The following is a 16,208-nucleotide window of genomic DNA, read 5'->3' as shown; positions in this document are numbered from 1 at the left end:
GCGGGAGAAACCCGGACACACTCCCCGGACACCGCTCCGGAGACCTCTCCGGACAGCCTTCCCCACCGGCAGGACGGGGACGTACGACGACGAAGGGCGGGACCGATGCGCGACGACGACACCCAGGGCGGACTGCGCTGCCTCGTGACGGGCGGTACGGGATACATCGGGGGCCGTCTCGTCCCGGAGCTGCTGGAGGCGGGGCACCGGGTGCGCTGCCTCGCCCGCTCCCCCGGCAAGCTCCGTGACCACCCGTGGGTCGGGGACGTGGAGGTGGTGCGCGGGGACGTCACGGACGCGGACTCGGTCGCGGAGGCGATGCGGGACGTGGACGTGGCCTACTACCTCGTGCACGCCCTGGGCAGCGGCGACGACTTCGAGGCGACGGACCGGCGGGCGGCCCGCATCTTCGGGGAACGGGCCAAGGCCGCCGGGGTGCGCCGGATCGTCTACCTCGGCGGTCTCACCCCGCTGCACGTGCCCGAGCACGAACTCTCCCCGCATCTGCGTTCCCGCGCGGAGGTCGGGCGCATCCTGCTGGCGTCCGGTGTGCCCACGGCGGTGCTGCGGGCCGCGGTCATCATCGGGTCCGGTTCGGCGTCGTTCGAGATGCTCCGCTACCTCACCGAGCGGCTGCCGGTGATGGTGACACCGAGCTGGGTGCACACCCGTATCCAGCCCATCGGGGTGCGGGACGTGCTGCGTGTCCTGGTCGGCGCCGCGACGCTGCCGACGGACGTGAACCGGGGCTTCGACATCGGCGGCCCCGACGTGCTGACGTACCAGGAGATGATGCTCCGCTACGCGAAGGTGGCCGAGCTGCCCCGGCGGATCATCCTGCCGGTGCCGGTGCTCACACCGGGTCTTTCGAGTCACTGGGTGGGGGTGGTGACGCCGGTGCCCGCGTCGATCGCCCGGCCGCTCACCGAGTCGCTGCGGCACGAGGTGGTCTGCCACGAGCACGACATCGAGGAGTATCTGCCGAGCCCGCCCGGTCATCCGTTCTCCTTCGACGAGGCGGTACGACTGGCGCTCCAGCGCATCCGGGACGCTCAGGTCGTCACCCGCTGGTCGTCGGCGGCGGTGCCGGGTGCGCCGAGCGACCCGCTGCCCACCGATCCGGACTGGGCGGGCGGCAGCCTCTACACCGACGAGCGGGAGACCGAGGTGAACGCGCCCGCCGACTCCCTGTGGCGAGTGGTGGAGGGGGTCGGCGGCGACAACGGCTGGTACTCCTTCCCCCTGGCCTGGGCGCTGCGCGGCTGGCTGGACCGGCTGGTGGGCGGGGTAGGACTGCGCCGGGGGCGACGGGACGCCCAGCGGCTGCGGGTGGGCGACTCGCTGGACTTCTGGCGGGTGGAGGAGATCGAGCCGGGGCGCCTGCTGCGGCTACGGGCGGAGATGCGGCTGCCCGGTCTGGCCTGGCTGGAGATGCGGGTGGAGGAGGCGGGGCCCGGCCGCAGCCGCTACCACCAGCGCGCCCTGTTCCATCCGCACGGGCTGCTCGGGCAGGCGTACTGGTGGAGCGTCGCGCCGTTCCACGCCGTGGTGTTCGGCGGTATGGCCCGCAACATCGCGCGCGCGGCGGAGAGCGGGCGGGGGGTGCCGCGACCGGAACGGGTGGGGGTGCGGTGAGGGGTTGGGTGCGCTGCGGGGGTGGGCGGCGGAGGGTCAGGTGCCGGGGGCCGCGCCGGGGCGGGGCATGCGGCTGGGTCTATGGGGCGAAGGCACATGTGGGCCGCCCACATGTACGCGGCCCACATGTACGCGGCCCACATGGCGCACGCCCAGAGACGCACCCCCCACCCGCATCCGACCGCCCACATGGTGCCGAACCACATAGCCGGACACCACACCCCCGTCAGCCTTCCCCACCCCTCCTCGCTCCCCCTCACTCCCCGTCTCCCCCGAACCACCCCCCGCCCTCCCCTCCCCGGAGCCGCACCATGAACGTCGTCTCGGTCGTCCTCTTCACCGCCGACCTGCGCCTGCACGACCACCCACCGCTGCGGGCCGCGCTGGAGGGCGCGCGGGAGGTGGTGCCCCTGTTCGTGCGCGACACGGCGATGGACAGGGCCGGGTTCGCGGTGCCCAACCGGCTGGCCTTCCTCGCGGACAGCCTGCGCGATCTGGACGCGGGACTGCGGGAGCGCGGTGGACGACTGGTGATCCGGTCGGGCGACCCGGTGGAGGAGGTCTGCAAGGTGGTCGCGGAGGCGGACGCCGACGAGGTGCACATGGCCTCCGACGTGAGCGGTTACGCCCACCACCGCGAGGCCCGGCTGCGTCACGCGCTGGAGGCGGACGGGCGGCGGCTGCACGTCCACGACACGGTGACCTCGGCGCTCACCCCCGGCGCGGTGACCCCCTCGGCCAAGGACCACTTCGCGGTGTTCACCCCGTACTTCCGCCAGTGGTCGCAGCAGCATCTGCGCGACGCGCTCGCCGCACCGCGCACCGTCCGGGTGCCCGAGGGCGTCGGCTCGGAGGAACTGCCGTCCCGTTCCGGCCTGTCGGGCGTCTCCGAGGGGCTGATGGCGGGCGGCGAGACGGAGGGCCGCGACCGGTTCGCCGCCTGGCTGCGCGGCGGCATCGGGGCGTACGAGGACCGGCACGACGATCTCCCCGGTGACGCCACCTCCAGGCTCTCCCCGCATCTGCACTTCGGCACGCTCTCCCCCGTCGAGCTGGTCCACCGCTCCCGCAAGGCGGGCGGTCCGGGCGCGGAGGCGTTCGTACGGCAGCTCGCCTGGCGGGACTTCCACCGTCAGGTCCTCGCGGCCCGGCCGACGGCGTCCACCGCCGACTACCGTACGAAGAACGACCGTTGGCGCACCGGGAAGTCGGCGGACGCGGACATCGAGGCGTGGCGGGCGGGCCGTACCGGATATCCGGTCGTGGACGCGGGGATGCGCCAGCTGCGGCACGAGGGCTGGATGCACAACCGGGCCCGGCTGCTGACGGCGTGCTTCCTCGCCAAGACGCTGTACGTGGACTGGCGGGTGGGCGCCCGGCACTTCCTGGACCTGCTGGTGGACGGGGACATGGCCAACAACCAGATGAACTGGCAGTGGATGGCCGGAACCGGTACCGACACCCGCCCCAACCGCGTCCTCAACCCGATCACCCAGGCCAGGCGGTACGACCCCGACGGCACCTATGTACGCCGCTGGGTACCGGAGTTGGCCGGGGTGGAGGGCCCCGCCGTCCACGAGCCGTGGAAGCTGGGCCGCGCCGAACGCTCCGGGCTGGACTACCCGGAGCCGATCGTCGAACTGTCGGAAGGACTGGACCGGTTCAAGGCTGCGCGGGACAAGGACAAGTGAGGTAGGGGCACTTGGCGCTCCCGGGAGTGCGCGCAGCACCCCGCCCCTCCCGGCACCGCCTGCCGCACGCGCGGGGCCGCCCACCGCTTGCCCGGGGGCGGCCCGCCGCACTCCCCTCGCTCAGGGCCGGGCCCCGGATGTCCCCAGATCCGCCAGCACCTCCCGCGCGGCCCGCGCACCGGACGCCAGCGCCCCCTGCACCGAGCCGGTGGCGCGGTGGTCGCCGCACACGTAACGGCCGGGCGCGACACGGGTGGTGCGGCTGAGCGGCAGCGGCGGGGGCATGGCGGGGAGGGCGTCGGGGATCGTGCGGACGGCGACCGTCTCCCAGCCCGAGGTGTCGGTGTCGTACAGCTCGGCCAGCGCCTCCTTGACGGTCACCTCCCTGCCCACGGTGTCCTGTCCGAGCACGGAGCTGGCGATCAGGGCCGTTCCCGAGGGCGCGTAGCCGGAGTGGACCTCGCTGAGCACCACGGTGTTGAGGACCCGGCGGCGGTGATCGACCAGCAGGGTGGACTCGCCGAGCGGTGAGCGGGAGGCCGCGTGGTAGTAGGTGGTGACGGTCCGGCGGGCGGGGGTGTCGAGGCCGGGGAGGAGCTCGGCGGCGGGTCCGGGGCCGGTGGCGACGACGACGGCGCGGGCGGGGAGCGCGGTCCCGTCGGCCGCCTCGGCGCCGTCGTCGGTGAGCCGGGCGACGGGCGTCTCCAGTGTCGTCGTGCCGGTCGGGAGGCGGGCGGCGAGGGCGCGGGGGACGGCCTGGATGCCGTCGGCGGGCAGGCAGAGGGTGCCGCGCAGCATGCTGCGCCAGACGAGGTGGAAGAACCGGCCGGAGGTCTCCAGCTCGTCCTCCAGGAACACCCCGGAGAGGAACGGCCGGAAGAAGCGTTCCACGAGATCGTCGGAGATCCCGGCGGCGGCCAGTTCGGTGCGGGTGGTGCGGTCGCCTCCGCGCTTGATCCGGCGGACCGGGGCCAGCAGGTCGCGGGCGGAGAGCGCGCCGAGCGCGAGCAGGTCGCGGGGACCGGCGAGCCGTCCGGGCAGCAGGTCGGGCAGCGTGCCGGGGCGCCGGGTGGGGTCGGTGAAGCGGCGGCGGCCGTCCTCGGTGTGGACGAGGACGCCGGGGGTGAAGGGGCGCAGCCACAGCTCGCTCAGCGCGAGCCGCCCGCGGACCTGTGGATACGAGGTGTTGAACACCTGGAAACCCCGGTCGATCACGAAACCGCCCACCCGGTCGGTGCGCATCCGGCCGCCGACGTCGTCGGACGCCTCGACCAGCCGTACGTCGAGCCCCGCGTCCAGCAGGTCGTGGGCACAGGCGAGTCCGGCGGCACCGGCGCCGATCACCAGGACGTCGGGGACCGCGGAGGTCGCGGACACGGCAACTCCTTCCCGGACCCCGACGACGGGGCCCGCGCGGGGACGGACGGAGCGGTGCCCGCACCCTGTGCGGCTCGCCCGCCCGGCCCGAGGGGACGGCGCCCGCCACGCGCGGACGGACACCTGTCGAAGCTCTTCCCCGCCGCGTACCCCGGCGGATGCACCGGCACCCGGTCGGCCCAAGGAAGGGTGGACGTGGCCGCCGCGCCCCCTGCGCCCGTACGCCCCCGGTGCACGTCCTCCTGGTCGCGTGGTCCGCGACCTCGCCGCCCCCTACGCCGGTACGCCCCCGCCGCCGTACGCCCTGGCCAGCGTGTCGAGCGCGTCGCGGAGGCTGCCCGGCCGGACCATGCCCCGCAGCGGTCGGCCCGCCCAGCCGGGACCGCCGAGGGCGACGAGGGGCTGGCGGCGGGCGCCCTTGACGCCCCACTCGGTGGCGGCGATGTGCTGGGCGAGGGGCAGGCTGGCCGCCGAGCGGGACTGCGCCCACAGCACCACGGCCGCCGGGCCCAGCCGCCGCACGGAGGCGGTCAGGGCCTCCACGGGGACGGCGGCACCGAACATCCGCGTGGGGACGCCGAGTTGGCTGAGCGCGGCGTTCAACGCCTCCAGCGGGAGCGTGTGCTGCTCGCCGGGTACACAGGCAAGGACGACGGGGCCCGGACCGGTGCCGCCCGCCGGGGTGAGCGCACGGGTGCTGCGGCGGAGCACGGTGGACACGTGCCAGGACAGCAGGTGCTCCACCTCGACGTAACGGTCTCCGGAGGAAGCCCACTTGCGCCCGACCGCGTGCAACGTCGGCACCATGACGTCCTGCCAGGCGACATCGACACCGTACTCCCTCACCGCACCGGTCAGTTGCTCCTCCACGGCGACCGCGTCGAGCCGTACCGCGGCCCGCGCGAGACCCCGGCACTCCTGGCGCACGTCGCCGAGCGGAAGCGCACCGGCGGCGTGGGAACGACCCGCGACGGGGGCGGGCCCGGGGTCCGGGGCCGGTTCCGGGGCGGAGGACGGAGGTGCCGGAGGCGGGGGTTCGTCCGCCGGGGCCCCCTTCGCCGCACGGGCCGTCTGCTGGGCCGCGCGGGCGGCTTCGGCGGGTGGGACCCCGGACGAGGTCAGACGGCACATGGTGGTCAGCATCGCCACGTCGTCGGGGGTCCAGCGGCGGTGTCGGCCGTCGGTGCGGACGGTGGTGCCGATGCCGTAGCGGCGGTCCCAGGAGCGGAGCGTGGTGGGCGACACGCCCAGGCGGCGGGCGAGGGCGCCGGTGGTCAGTCCGGCCTCCGCGCCCGGCACACCGGTCCGAGACGATCCGGCGGTCTCGGACGCCCTGGCCTCCGGCGGACCGCCCGCCCACGACCCGGTCTGCGGCGGCCCGCCGCCCGCCGGTCCGGGTCCGCTCCCGCGCGCCGTTCCGGTGCGTCCGCCCGTGTCCTGAGGCTCACCCATGTTCCCGACTATACGACGCAGAACCGATGCAAGTTGAGTCGGGACCTTGGGGGTCCGCACGATGGGGGTACTGGGCCGGGAGCAGTTCCAGAGCCGGTCCCCCTGTCCCGCGACGATGCTCCAGCCCACGAGGAGGCGCGCCCATGACCCCGCATCCGGCCGTCGCCGTCACCCGTGCGGCGGGCACTCCGGACCAGGCGGGCCCGGTCCGCCAGGTGCCGCTGTGGGCGCCCGCGGAGGAGGCGTTCCAGGACGACGAGCTGGCGCGCGGCCTGGTCGCCGGCGACGACGCCTGCCTGACCGCGGCCTACCGCCGCTGGTCCACGCTCGTCTACACGCTGGCCTGGCGTTCCCTGGGGGACGCGGCGGAGTCCGAGGACGTGACCCAGCAGGTGTTCCTCGGGGTGTGGCGGGGACGGCACGGCTACCGGCCGGAGCGCGGCCCGCTGCCCGGCTGGATCGTCGGCATCACCCGCCGCAAGATCGCCGACGCGCTGTCCGCGCGGACCCGGCGCGGCGACCTCGCCCATGCCGCCGGTACGGCGATGACGTGGGCCGAGCCGCGCACCCCACAGCCCGAGTCGGCCCTCGACCGGATCGTCGTCCACCGCGAGCTGGACCGGCTCCCGGAAGCCCAACGGCGCGTCCTCTGGCTGGCGTTCTACGAGGACCTGACGCAGACCCAGATCGCCGCGCGCACGGGCTGGCCGCTCGGCACGGTCAAGAGCCACGCCCGCCGGGGCCTGCGCCAACTGCGTGGCCGACTGGAACGGGAGGCGGAGTTCGCCCGCGCCCCGGAGCCCGCGGCCGTGTGAGGGACGGCGCCACCCGAGGAGTCGTACGGGCCGATCCGCTGCACGAACGATGCGCCCCCGCGCCGGTGTCGATCAACCTCAGCCCTATGCATCCAGCACAAACAGGAGCAAAATGGACGCGATGGCCAACGCCTCACGCTGAGTCGGCCCACCATCGCGGCCCCGCCGTCCGAGCACGGGCTCGTCCCCTGGGTCGGCACGTACCGGTACTACGGCGAGAGCATTCCACGGCCTCATCCGGAGAGACCAGGAAGGGAGGACCGGGCGAAAACAGTGAAGGCCACACAGAAGGAAGATCCGAGGCCGGTCCGTTCTGGCGGGCCGGCCTCTCCCTGACCCCACGCGCCGTGCGGCGGCGCGGTACGCGCCTTCGGCTCCGAGCCCGCCCCACGCCCGGCGTCCACGGCCGCACCGCCCGGTCTCCCGCGGCGACTTCAGGTCGGCCACCACGGCAGGCCGACCGGACCACACCTCCTCAGCCGGTGGGCGCCGGTGCCGTGTCGGGGTCGCGTCCGGCCGCGTACTCCTCGCTGATCTCCTTCGGGCCGAACGGCCACACCCGCTCGCGCCGCGCCCACACCAGGAAGGCCGCACAGCCGAGCAGGACCCAGGCGAGGGACCACTCGATGGGGTGACGGCCCGGCGAATTGCGGTCCGCGAAGCCGTAGATCACGCACCAGCCCACGAAGGCGACGACGCTGGGCAACGGGTAGAGCCACATCCGGTACGGGCGTTTCAGCGTCGGCTGCCGTGCGCGCAGCACGGTGAGCGCGATGATCTGCGCCAGCGCCTGGACGATCACCATGACGGTGGTGAGCAGCTGGATCAGCGTGGCGAGGTCCGTGTGCCGTCCGATCAGGAACCCGACGGCGGTGATCACCCCCATCGTGGCGAGCCCGACCGTGGGGAACCGGTGCCGGGGGTGCAGCTTCTCGTACGGCCGGAAGAACACGCGGTCGCGGGCGGCGTCGTAGGGGACGCGCGAGCCGCCGAGCAGGCCGGTGAAGACGGAGGCGAACGCGGTGACCAGGATGAGGACGGTGACGATGTCGGCGGCCGTCGTCCCCCACGTCGTCTCCAGCACCGCCGAGGCGACGGAGGTGGAGGCGATGTCCGCCGGGTCGGTCATCCGGTGCCAGTCGATCACACCGAGCGTGCCGATCTGGAGCAGCAGGTAGATGACCATGATGCCGACGATGGAGAACAGGATGGACCGGGGCAGGGTGCGACCGGGATCCTTGATCTCGGCGCCCATGTAGGCGGTCGTGTTGTAGCCGAGGTAGTCGTAGATGCCGATGGTCAGACCGGCGGCGAAGCCGAGCCAGAAGTGACCGGTCGCCAGGTCGAAGGCGTGCGCGGGGTAGGTGAACGCCAGGTGCGGACTGAACGCGGTCGCGGCGGCGGCGATCACCAGCACCACCGAGGCGATCATCACCGCCCACATCACGGCGGTGATCCGCGCGATGTGCTCGACCCCGCGCCAGAGCAGCAGCACGACGAGCACGATCACCCCGAGACCGATCAAGTCGCCCTCGGTACGGCCCAGTCCGGGAGCGAGATACCCGAGGTACTGCACGAAGCCGACCACGCCGGTGGACATGATCAGCGGAATGAACAGCATCGCCGTCCACACGAACAGGAACGGCATCAGACGCCCGGTGCGGTACTGGAACGCCTGGCGCAGATAGACGTAACTCCCGCCGGAGCCGGGCATCGCGGCGCCCAGTTCGGCCCACACCAGCCCGTCGCACAGCGCGAGCAGCGCGCCCGCGACGAAGCCCACGGCCGCCTGCGGACCGCCGAACGCGGCGACCATCAGCGGGATGGTCACGAACGGCCCGATGCCGCACATCTGGCTCATGTTGATGGCCGTGGCCTGGAACAGACCGACTCGGCGGACGAAGCCGCCCGACGGCGGCGGACTACCGGACATGGAGCCTCCTGGAGGGCGGGGCGGGGTCTCGCCGCGGGTGGGGGGGTGCCGGTACCGGCCGATAAAGTTAAGGATCCTGACTAGAGGCGTCAAGTACCCGTCGAAAGCGGACGGGAAGTGGACGAGAATGGTGCGATGCCCGCCCGCGACGCCGTGACGTCCCCCGATCGGCCCTGGAACCACCGACGCCTGCGCAGTACGAACGAGCGGCTGCTGCTGGACCGGCTGCGCGACTCGGGTGCCGCCTCACGTGCCCAACTCGCCCGTGACACCGGCCTGTCGAAGCCGACCGTGTCCAGCGCGCTGGCCTCCCTGGAGGCGGCGGGCCTGGTCCGCGAGGCCGGCACCCACGCTCCGGAGCGGGGCAGGACCGCCGTGCTGTACGCCCCCGACCCGGCCGCCGGGTACGCGCTCGGCGTGGACGTGGGGCGCGGCCGGCTGCGGGTCGCGGTGGTGGATCTGGACGGCACGGTGGTCGCACGCGCCGACGTGCGCAACCGCGCCCGGTCCTCGGCCGCGCTGACGGACCTGATCGTCGCCACGGTCGGCCAGGTCATCGGCGACTCCGGGGTGGACCAGGCCGAGGTGGCGCACGGAGTGCTGGGCACGCCGGGGGTGTACGACGCGGAGCGCGACCGGGTGCGGTACGCCATGCACCTCCCGGGCTGGGGGCGGGCCGGGCTGGTGACCGCGCTGAGCGAGCGGCTCGGCGTGGAACTGGCGGTGCACAACGACGCGAACCTGGCCGCGCTCGGGGAGTACACCCACGGGGTCGGCGCGGGCAGCCGCCTGTTCGCGTACATCCTGATCGGCACCGGTCTCGGGATGGGCGTGGTCAGCGAGGGGCGCCTGTTCACGGGGGCGCGCGGACTGGCCGGGGAGATCGGGTTCCTGCCGTGGCCCGGCCGCCGGAAGCCGGAGCACCTGGAGGACGCGGTATCGGGCGAGGCCGTGGTGGAGTCGGCCCGGGGTTTCGGCATGAGCGGGCAGCTCACGGCGAAGTCGGTGTTCGACGCGGCCCGCCGGGGCGATCCGGCTGCGGTTCGGGCGGTGGCGCTGGAGGGCGAGCGGATAGCGCACACCGTGGCGGCAGCGGCGGCGGTCCTCGATCCCGATCTGGTGGTCCTCGGCGGCGGGGTGGGGCACAGCGTGGATCTCCTCCTCGGTCCGGTACGGCGGCACCTGCGCACGCTCACTCCGCTGCGGCCCCGTATCGCCCCGGGCCGACTGGGCGAGGACGCGGTACTGCTGGGCGCGGTGGCGACGGCGTTGGGGACGGCACGGGACGTGGTGTTCGAGCGGCGGACGGGCGGGGGCTGAACGGACGACGCACCCACGAACCATGTGGTGAGCCCACATGTCCGCACCCCACATACGACCCACCACGCACCGCCCACCACGCGACGGGCGGGCCGGTCGGCGCCGCGCGGACACGCCCCGCCCCCCCTCAAGCCGCGCCGTGCTGACGGTCGTTGACATGCCCTGGGCCTCGCCCTACCTTGAGCCTGGTTAGTAAAGTTTCCTAACTTTACGAGGCTGGAGCCCGCCGTGTTCTCTCCCCCCGCCCGCGCCCGCCGCCTCACCACGACCGCCACGCTGCTGAGTCTGCTGGGCGCGCTGACCACCGGCGCCTGGAGCGCCCCCGGTGCCGGGGAGCCGGACGCCACGCACGGCGGCCGGGTCAGCGTGACCCATGTGCCGTCCGAGGCGGGCTCCGCCACGCCGCTCACCGGGTACGCGATCCAGTCCACGGCGAAGGTGCCCGACTCGCCCGCGACCGTCTCCTCCCCCGGCTACGGCACGCCCGGCTGGCACCCGGCGGGCTCCCGGTCCACGGTGCTGGCGGCGCTGCTCGCGGACGGGGTGTACCCGGACCCGTTCCGCTCCACGAACCTGGCGAAGATCCCCCGCGCCGACTTCGAGGTGCCCTGGTGGTACCGCTCCGACTTCACCCTGGACGACACCTCGCGGCGCACCCGGCTGGACTTCAGTGGCGTGGTCTCCGCCGCCGACATCTATGTGAACGGCCACCAGGTCGCCGGTGCGGACGAGGTGTCCGGCATCTACACCCGGCACGCCCTGGACATCACCTCGCTGGTGCGACGCGGTACCAACACGGTCGCCTTCCGGGTGCGGCCCAACGACCCGAACCAGCAGCTGACCACGGGCTGGCTCGACTGGGTCCAGCCGCCGCCCGACCGCAACATGGGGCTCGTCCGGGACGTACTGGTCCACCGGGGCGGCCCGGTGGCGCTGGAGGACGCCCATGTGGTGACGGACCTGGCGGTCCCGTCGCTCGCCACGGCGGACCTGACGGTCCGCGCCAGGGTCCGCAACGACACGGCACGGCCGGTGACGGCGCGGGTCGCGGGGACGGTCGCCGGGGTGCGGGTGGCCCGTTCGGTACCGCTGGCCGCGCACGAGACGCGGAGTGTGGAGTTCACGCCCGCCGAGGTGCCGGGTCTGCGCCTCACCTCCCCGAAGGTGTGGTGGCCGGCGGGGATGGGCGGCCAGCCGCTCTACGGCCTGGATCTCACCGCGTCCGCCGACGGAACGGTGTCGGACACCGCCCACCGGCGGTTCGGCGTCCGTGACGTACGGGCGCCGCTCAACTCCGACGGAGCACGGTCGTACCGGATCAACGGCCGCGGGCTGCTCATCAAGGGGGCCGGCTGGTCGCCGGACGAGTTCCTGCGCTGGGACACGGCGTACGTCGCGGACCGGCTGAAGTACGCGCTGGATCTGGGTCTCAACACCCTGCGTCTGGAAGGGCACTTGGAGCCGGACGAGTTCTTCGACCTGGCCGACCGCTACGGCGTTCTCACGCTGCCCGGCTGGGAGTGCTGCGACAAGTGGGAGGGCCAGGTCAACGGCACCGAGGCCGGGGAGAAGTGGAACGAGGCGGACTACCCGGTCGCCCGGGCGTCGATGGCGGCGGAGGCCGCCCGGCTGCGCGACCACCCGAGTGTGATCTCGTTCCTGATCGGCAGCGACTTCGCACCGGACGCGAAGATCGAGAAGGGTTATCTCGACGCACTCGAGGCCGCCGACTGGCCGGTGCCCGTTGTGGCGGCCGCCTCGGACAAGTCCTCGCCCCAGCTCGGCAGTTCGGGCGTGAAGATGACCGGGCCGTACGAATGGGTGCCGCCGAACTACTGGTACGCCAAGCGCGAGGGCGGCGCGACCGGCTTCAACTCCGAGACCAGCGCGGGCCCCGACATCCCGACGATGGACACCCTGCGCCGGATGATGACCCCGGCCGAGCTGGAGACCCTCTGGAAGGACCCGGACGCCCGCCAGTACCACCGCTCCCCGTCGGCCACCTTCGGCACCCTGAAGATCTATGACCAGGCCCTGACCGGCCGCTACGGCGCCCCGAAGGACCTCGGCGACTACGTCCGCAAGGCCCAGCTGGCCCAGTACGAGGCGGTCCGCGCCCAGTTCGAGGCGTACGGCCGCAACGCGTCCGACCAGGACCGACCGGCGACCGGCGTCATCCACTGGATGTTCAACAGCGGCTGGACCTCCCTCCACTGGCAGCTCTTCGACCGCTATCTCGACCAGGGCGGCGCCTACTTCGGCGCGAAGAAGGCCAACGAGCCGCTGCACGTGCAGTATTCGTACGACGACCACTCGGTGACGGTGGTCAACAACCGGCATGCCGCGGCGGATGAACTCACCGTGCGGGCAACGCTGTTCAATCCGGACGGCACCCAGAAGTACGACCGCGCGGAGAGCGGCGTCCAGGTGGCGGGGGACGGCGCGCGCGCCGACACGTTCACCCTTCCGGCATCGGTGCCGGGCCTCGCGGAGACCCACCTCCTCCGGCTGACCCTGACGGACGCGGCGGGCCGCGAACTGAGCCGCAACGTCTACTGGCTCTCCTCGAAGCCCGACACCCTCGACTGGTCCAAGTCGGACTGGTACTACACCCCGACCACGTCCTACGCGAACCTGCGCGGCCTGTCCTCGATGCCCGAGGCGCCGGTGACCGCGACAGCCCACACCCGGACGTCCGGGACGACGTCCACGACGACGGTCACCCTGCGTCACGCGGGCACGACCCGCGCCCCGTCCCTGCTGACGGATGTCCACCTCGTGGACGCGGGCGGCACCCCGGTGCTGCCCGTCATCTGGTCGGACAACCAGACCAGCCTGTGGCCCGGCGACACGGTCACCCTGATCGCGACGTACCGCACGGCGGATCTGCACGGCTCACCGGCGCGGGTGCGGGTGTCGGGCTGGAACACCCCGCAGCGGACGGTTCCGGCGCCCTGACCGCCGAGGCGGGGTGAACGAACGGAGGGGAGCGGTAAGCGGTGCGGACTGCGCCCGGTCGGCGTGGGCGGACGGCACCTCAGTGGGGACACGGACCGGGGGAGGTGGACATGGAGAGGGTGGGTCAGCGCCATCGTGATCGGCATCGTCATCGGGGTGCTGGGGCGGCTGGTGGTGCCGGGGCGGCAGCACATCGGGATTCTGTGGACGATCCTCGTGGGCATCGTGGCCGCGCTGGACCGGACCGGGCGCCGTTGAGTTCGCATCAACTGCCGTACAGATAAGGGGTCGTGGTGCTCAGGGCATGGAAGCCGAGCCGTTCCAGGATGGGGCGGCTCAGGTCCGAGGCATCGACCTGGAGATAGCGGTAACCACGGGTGGCGGCGACGCGGGCCCGGTGGGCGACGAGGGCGCGGTAGAGGCCCCGGCCCCGCCAGGACTCGACGGTGCCGCCGCCCCACAGTCCGGCGAAGCGGGTGCCGGGCACCAGTTCCATCCGAGCCGCGCAGACCGGCTCGTCCCCGTCCATCGCCACGACCGCGACAACGGTGTCCGGGGCGGCGGCCAACTGGGCGAGCAGCCGGTGCCGCAATCCGTCGCCGTCCCTGCCGAACACCTTCTCGTGCACGCGCACGACGAGGTCCACGCCCGCCGGATCGACGGCGGTCAGCAGGCGGATGCCCGGCGGCGGAGGCGTGTCGGTGTCGAGGGAGGCGGTCTCGGCGATCAGCAGCGTCTCCTCGGGCTCGGCCCGGAAACCGGCCGCGAGCAGCCGCGCGCCGAGGTCGTGCGGCCGGTCGTGCCCGTACAGCTTCCACTCGAAGTCCACGCCGAGCCCGCTGAAGTACGCGATCTCCCCGGCGATCACCCGGTCGGCCACGCCCTCGTCCAGTGCGGACCACAGGATGCCGTTCCAGCTCCGGGCGTCGGACAGGTGGCGTACGACGTGGGCGGTGCGCTCGACACGGGACCCCGGATCGTCGGGCTTGGCCCCCTGACGCATGTCACGGTCGTAGAGGGCGAGTACGGCTGAGTGATCCATCCGGCCACCCCACCATCCGGCTCGACGACGGGCAACGGAATTACGCCCGCCCCGCCGGTTCCTCTTCCGGAACCGCCGTCGATCAGGCCCCTTCGAATCCACGGCCGCCCGGCCGCACCTCCTCCTAAGTGTCCCTGGATTCAGCCCAGTTCGAGGGTGGCCGATCCGAACACGCGCTCCCCCGCGTGCTCCCGTACCGGCCCGCTGTACATGCGCGCCGTCTCGAAGCACGGCTGGAGTCCCGCTTCTTCCGCCAACTTGACCGCGAGCGCGTTCGGTTCGGGTACGTCGATGGCGATCCGCTGCCCGGCCGCACCGTCGAGCAGCGCGGCGAACAGGGCACGGGCGTCGGCTTCGGTGTCCGCGAAGAGGGGGCCGACGCGCAGGCCCTCCAGCGCGGGGCGGAGTACGCCGACACCGGTGGCCCGGTGCCCGTCGTGCCGGACGTACGCCCGGTGTCCCTCGGTGGTGAACCACGCCGTCAGGAAGCCGGGGCGGTCGGCGGGGACGCACTCCCGGTCGTAGGCGAAGATCGCGGGGAGATCACCGGGTACGACGGGCCGTACACCGGAAGCGGGTGCCGTCTCCGGGGCCGTACCCGCGTACCGGATCGTGCGATGGACCGAACGGAACCCGGACATACGGTAGTTGTCCTGCTGTGCGACGACTCCGTCCAGGCCGACGGTCCGGGTCCCGGCGTGCGCGAGTCCGGCGTTCCAGGTGGCGATGCCGTGGCCCCGGCCGCGCTGGTCGGGGCGGACAAGGTAGCAGCCGAGGAAGGCGTAGTCGGCGCCCTGGTTCACCACGGAGATCGCGGAGACCGGCTCGCCGTCGATCCGGCCGAGGAAGAAGCCCCGCGGGTCCTGGGCGAAGAACGCGTCACCGTCCGACACTCCCGGATTCCAGCCCTCCGCCGCCGCCCAGCCGCTGATCACCGGCCAGTCGGCACGGGTGGCGCGGGTGACGACGAGGGCCGAGGGGTCCGGGTGGGTCATCGGTGTGCTCCAGTTCCGTACGGTCGTTGCTGCCGGGCGGCGCGGTACGGGACCGCGTCGGCGGCATCCTCGCGGATCAACACGGTTCGCGTCATGCGGAAATGGCGGGAGGCCGGTACCTGGCCGCTTCAAGTGGCCTGTTTTCCAGTCCGGTTGACCTCATCATTGGTGCTCGTACGCCGAAGTCGTCGCCGGTACAACGCCGGAGGCCCCGCCGGTGTGTGGCCGGCGGGGCCTCTGCGGGGCGGGGGCGGTGCCGTCAGTACGGGCGCACCGACCGGGCGCGGCGGTAGAGGACCGTGCCGGTGAGGAGGAGTGCGGCGCTGCCCGCTGCCAGGGGGGTGGTGAGGTCGGTCCCGGTGTGGGCCAGGGACGTACCGGAGGCGACCGGGGCCGGTTCCAGGCCGCGGGTGCCGGGGGGCGACTTCACCGGGGCGGGCGGCTTCGGGGCCGGGGTCGGCTGGGCGGGCTTGCCGGGGGTGCGTCCGCCCTGGTTGCCGGTGGCGGGGTTGCCGATGCCGACGACATTGACCGAGTTGCCGACGAGATTGACCGGCACCTCCACGGGGATCTTGATGCCGTTGCCGGACAGCAGGCCCGGCGAACCGACGCTGTCACCGAGCGCCGGGGCGCCGCCCGTGGACGACGATCCGCCCACCGCGCGCGACGCGGACGATCCGCCCGCGGGGACCGAACGCCCCGAGGACGCCTTGCCGGAGGTCGCCGCGCCGCCGATGCTCGCGCACGCGTTGCCCGAAGCCGGGTTGAGCAGCCCCACCCCATCCACGGTGTTGCCGCACACATTCACCGGCACATCGATGGGGACCTGAACCGTGTTGCCGGAGACCACTCCGGGCGAGCCGACCGCCGCGCCGTCGGCGGACGCGCCGTCGGCTGCGAAAGCGGCGGACACCGGCATCGCCACGGCCATCGCGCCGGAGGCGGCGACGGCGGCGATCAGACCGTTTCGGGTAGTCCGCTTCATAGGTT

At 73.2% G+C, this 16,208-nt stretch carries 11 protein-coding genes and 1 pseudogene; 6 read left to right on the top strand and 6 right to left on the bottom strand.

All coding sequences use genetic code 11. The features are described from left to right. Window positions 1–105: 105 nt before the first annotated feature. Window positions 106–1,635, top strand: a complete 1,530-nt coding sequence (locus KUM39_RS01255) for an SDR family oxidoreductase (protein ID WP_217783410.1) — start codon at window positions 106–108, stop codon at window positions 1,633–1,635. A 311-nt stretch (window positions 1,636–1,946) separates the two neighbouring features. After that, entirely contained in the window at window positions 1,947–3,326 is a 1,380-nt protein-coding gene (locus KUM39_RS01250; RefSeq protein ID WP_217783409.1) for a cryptochrome/photolyase family protein, read from the top strand. 120 nt (window positions 3,327–3,446) lie between these two features. Here the strand turns inward: KUM39_RS01250 and KUM39_RS01245 are convergent, their stop codons facing one another. Then, complete coding sequence (locus KUM39_RS01245) at window positions 3,447–4,703, bottom strand: NAD(P)/FAD-dependent oxidoreductase (RefSeq protein WP_217783408.1); 1,257 nt, start codon at window positions 4,701–4,703, stop codon at window positions 3,447–3,449. Window positions 4,704–4,976: 273 nt separating this feature from the next. Further along, the gene (locus tag KUM39_RS01240) at window positions 4,977–6,155 is read right to left on the bottom strand and encodes a MerR family transcriptional regulator (protein WP_217783407.1); all 1,179 of its coding nucleotides are present in this window, start codon (window positions 6,153–6,155) and stop codon (window positions 4,977–4,979) included. Window positions 6,156–6,298: 143 nt separating this feature from the next. Here KUM39_RS01240 and KUM39_RS01235 point away from each other — a divergent pair, with 143 nt between their 5' ends. Beyond that, window positions 6,299–6,970, top strand: coding sequence for a sigma-70 family RNA polymerase sigma factor (locus KUM39_RS01235; protein ID WP_217783406.1), 672 nt, complete (start codon window positions 6,299–6,301; stop codon window positions 6,968–6,970). A gap of 475 nt (window positions 6,971–7,445) precedes the next feature. Here the strand turns inward: KUM39_RS01235 and KUM39_RS01230 are convergent, their stop codons facing one another. After that, complete coding sequence (locus KUM39_RS01230) at window positions 7,446–8,903, bottom strand: APC family permease (RefSeq protein ID WP_217783405.1); 1,458 nt, start codon at window positions 8,901–8,903, stop codon at window positions 7,446–7,448. Window positions 8,904–9,038: 135 nt separating this feature from the next. Between KUM39_RS01230 and KUM39_RS01225 the strand changes: the two genes are divergently transcribed. From KUM39_RS01225 to KUM39_RS28735, 3 genes and pseudogenes are all read left to right on the top strand, one after another. After that, window positions 9,039–10,223: an ROK family transcriptional regulator gene (locus KUM39_RS01225; RefSeq protein WP_217783404.1), complete on the top strand. Its 1,185-nt coding sequence runs from the start codon at window positions 9,039–9,041 to the stop codon at window positions 10,221–10,223. A gap of 228 nt (window positions 10,224–10,451) precedes the next feature. After that, entirely contained in the window at window positions 10,452–13,181 is a 2,730-nt protein-coding gene (locus tag KUM39_RS01220; RefSeq protein WP_217783403.1) for a glycoside hydrolase family 2 protein, read from the top strand. Between the two features lie 63 nt (window positions 13,182–13,244). Then, window positions 13,245–13,418, top strand: a pseudogene (locus tag KUM39_RS28735) (GlsB/YeaQ/YmgE family stress response membrane protein); the annotation flags it as partial. A 28-nt stretch (window positions 13,419–13,446) separates the two neighbouring features. Here KUM39_RS28735 and KUM39_RS01215 read toward each other — a convergent pair. The 3 genes from KUM39_RS01215 to KUM39_RS01205 all read right to left on the bottom strand — a co-directional run bounded on the left by KUM39_RS01215 (window position 13,447) and on the right by KUM39_RS01205 (window position 16,203). Then, complete coding sequence (locus KUM39_RS01215) at window positions 13,447–14,223, bottom strand: GNAT family N-acetyltransferase (protein ID WP_217783402.1); 777 nt, start codon at window positions 14,221–14,223, stop codon at window positions 13,447–13,449. A 140-nt stretch (window positions 14,224–14,363) separates the two neighbouring features. Further along, on the bottom strand, window positions 14,364–15,218 hold the full coding sequence (locus tag KUM39_RS01210; protein ID WP_217783401.1) for a GNAT family N-acetyltransferase: 855 nt from the start codon (window positions 15,216–15,218) through the stop codon (window positions 14,364–14,366). A 259-nt stretch (window positions 15,219–15,477) separates the two neighbouring features. Beyond that, entirely contained in the window at window positions 15,478–16,203 is a 726-nt protein-coding gene (locus KUM39_RS01205) for a chaplin (RefSeq protein WP_217783400.1), read from the bottom strand. Window positions 16,204–16,208 lie beyond the last annotated feature (5 nt).

Source organism: Streptomyces corallincola, from assembly GCF_019104725.1.
GTDB classification, from domain to species: domain Bacteria; phylum Actinomycetota; class Actinomycetes; order Streptomycetales; family Streptomycetaceae; genus Streptomyces; species Streptomyces corallincola.
The sequence above is the reverse complement of the archived record's forward strand: the minus strand, read 5'-3'. Positions and strand labels throughout refer to the sequence as shown.

Coding starts and splice junctions, on each gene's coding strand:
- KUM39_RS01250 (WP_217783409.1), top strand. CDS start 1,947: ATGAACGTCGTCTCGGTCGTCCTCTTCACCGCCGACCTGCGCCTGCAC.
- KUM39_RS01235 (WP_217783406.1), top strand. CDS start 6,299: ATGACCCCGCATCCGGCCGTCGCCGTCACCCGTGCGGCGGGCACTCCG.
- KUM39_RS01210 (WP_217783401.1), bottom strand. CDS start 15,218: ATGACCCACCCGGACCCCTCGGCCCTCGTCGTCACCCGCGCCACCCGT.
- KUM39_RS01230 (WP_217783405.1), bottom strand. CDS start 8,903: ATGTCCGGTAGTCCGCCGCCGTCGGGCGGCTTCGTCCGCCGAGTCGGT.
- KUM39_RS01240 (WP_217783407.1), bottom strand. CDS start 6,155: ATGGGTGAGCCTCAGGACACGGGCGGACGCACCGGAACGGCGCGCGGG.
- KUM39_RS01215 (WP_217783402.1), bottom strand. CDS start 14,223: ATGGATCACTCAGCCGTACTCGCCCTCTACGACCGTGACATGCGTCAG.
- KUM39_RS01205 (WP_217783400.1), bottom strand. CDS start 16,203: ATGAAGCGGACTACCCGAAACGGTCTGATCGCCGCCGTCGCCGCCTCC.
- KUM39_RS01255 (WP_217783410.1), top strand. CDS start 106: ATGCGCGACGACGACACCCAGGGCGGACTGCGCTGCCTCGTGACGGGC.
- KUM39_RS01225 (WP_217783404.1), top strand. CDS start 9,039: ATGCCCGCCCGCGACGCCGTGACGTCCCCCGATCGGCCCTGGAACCAC.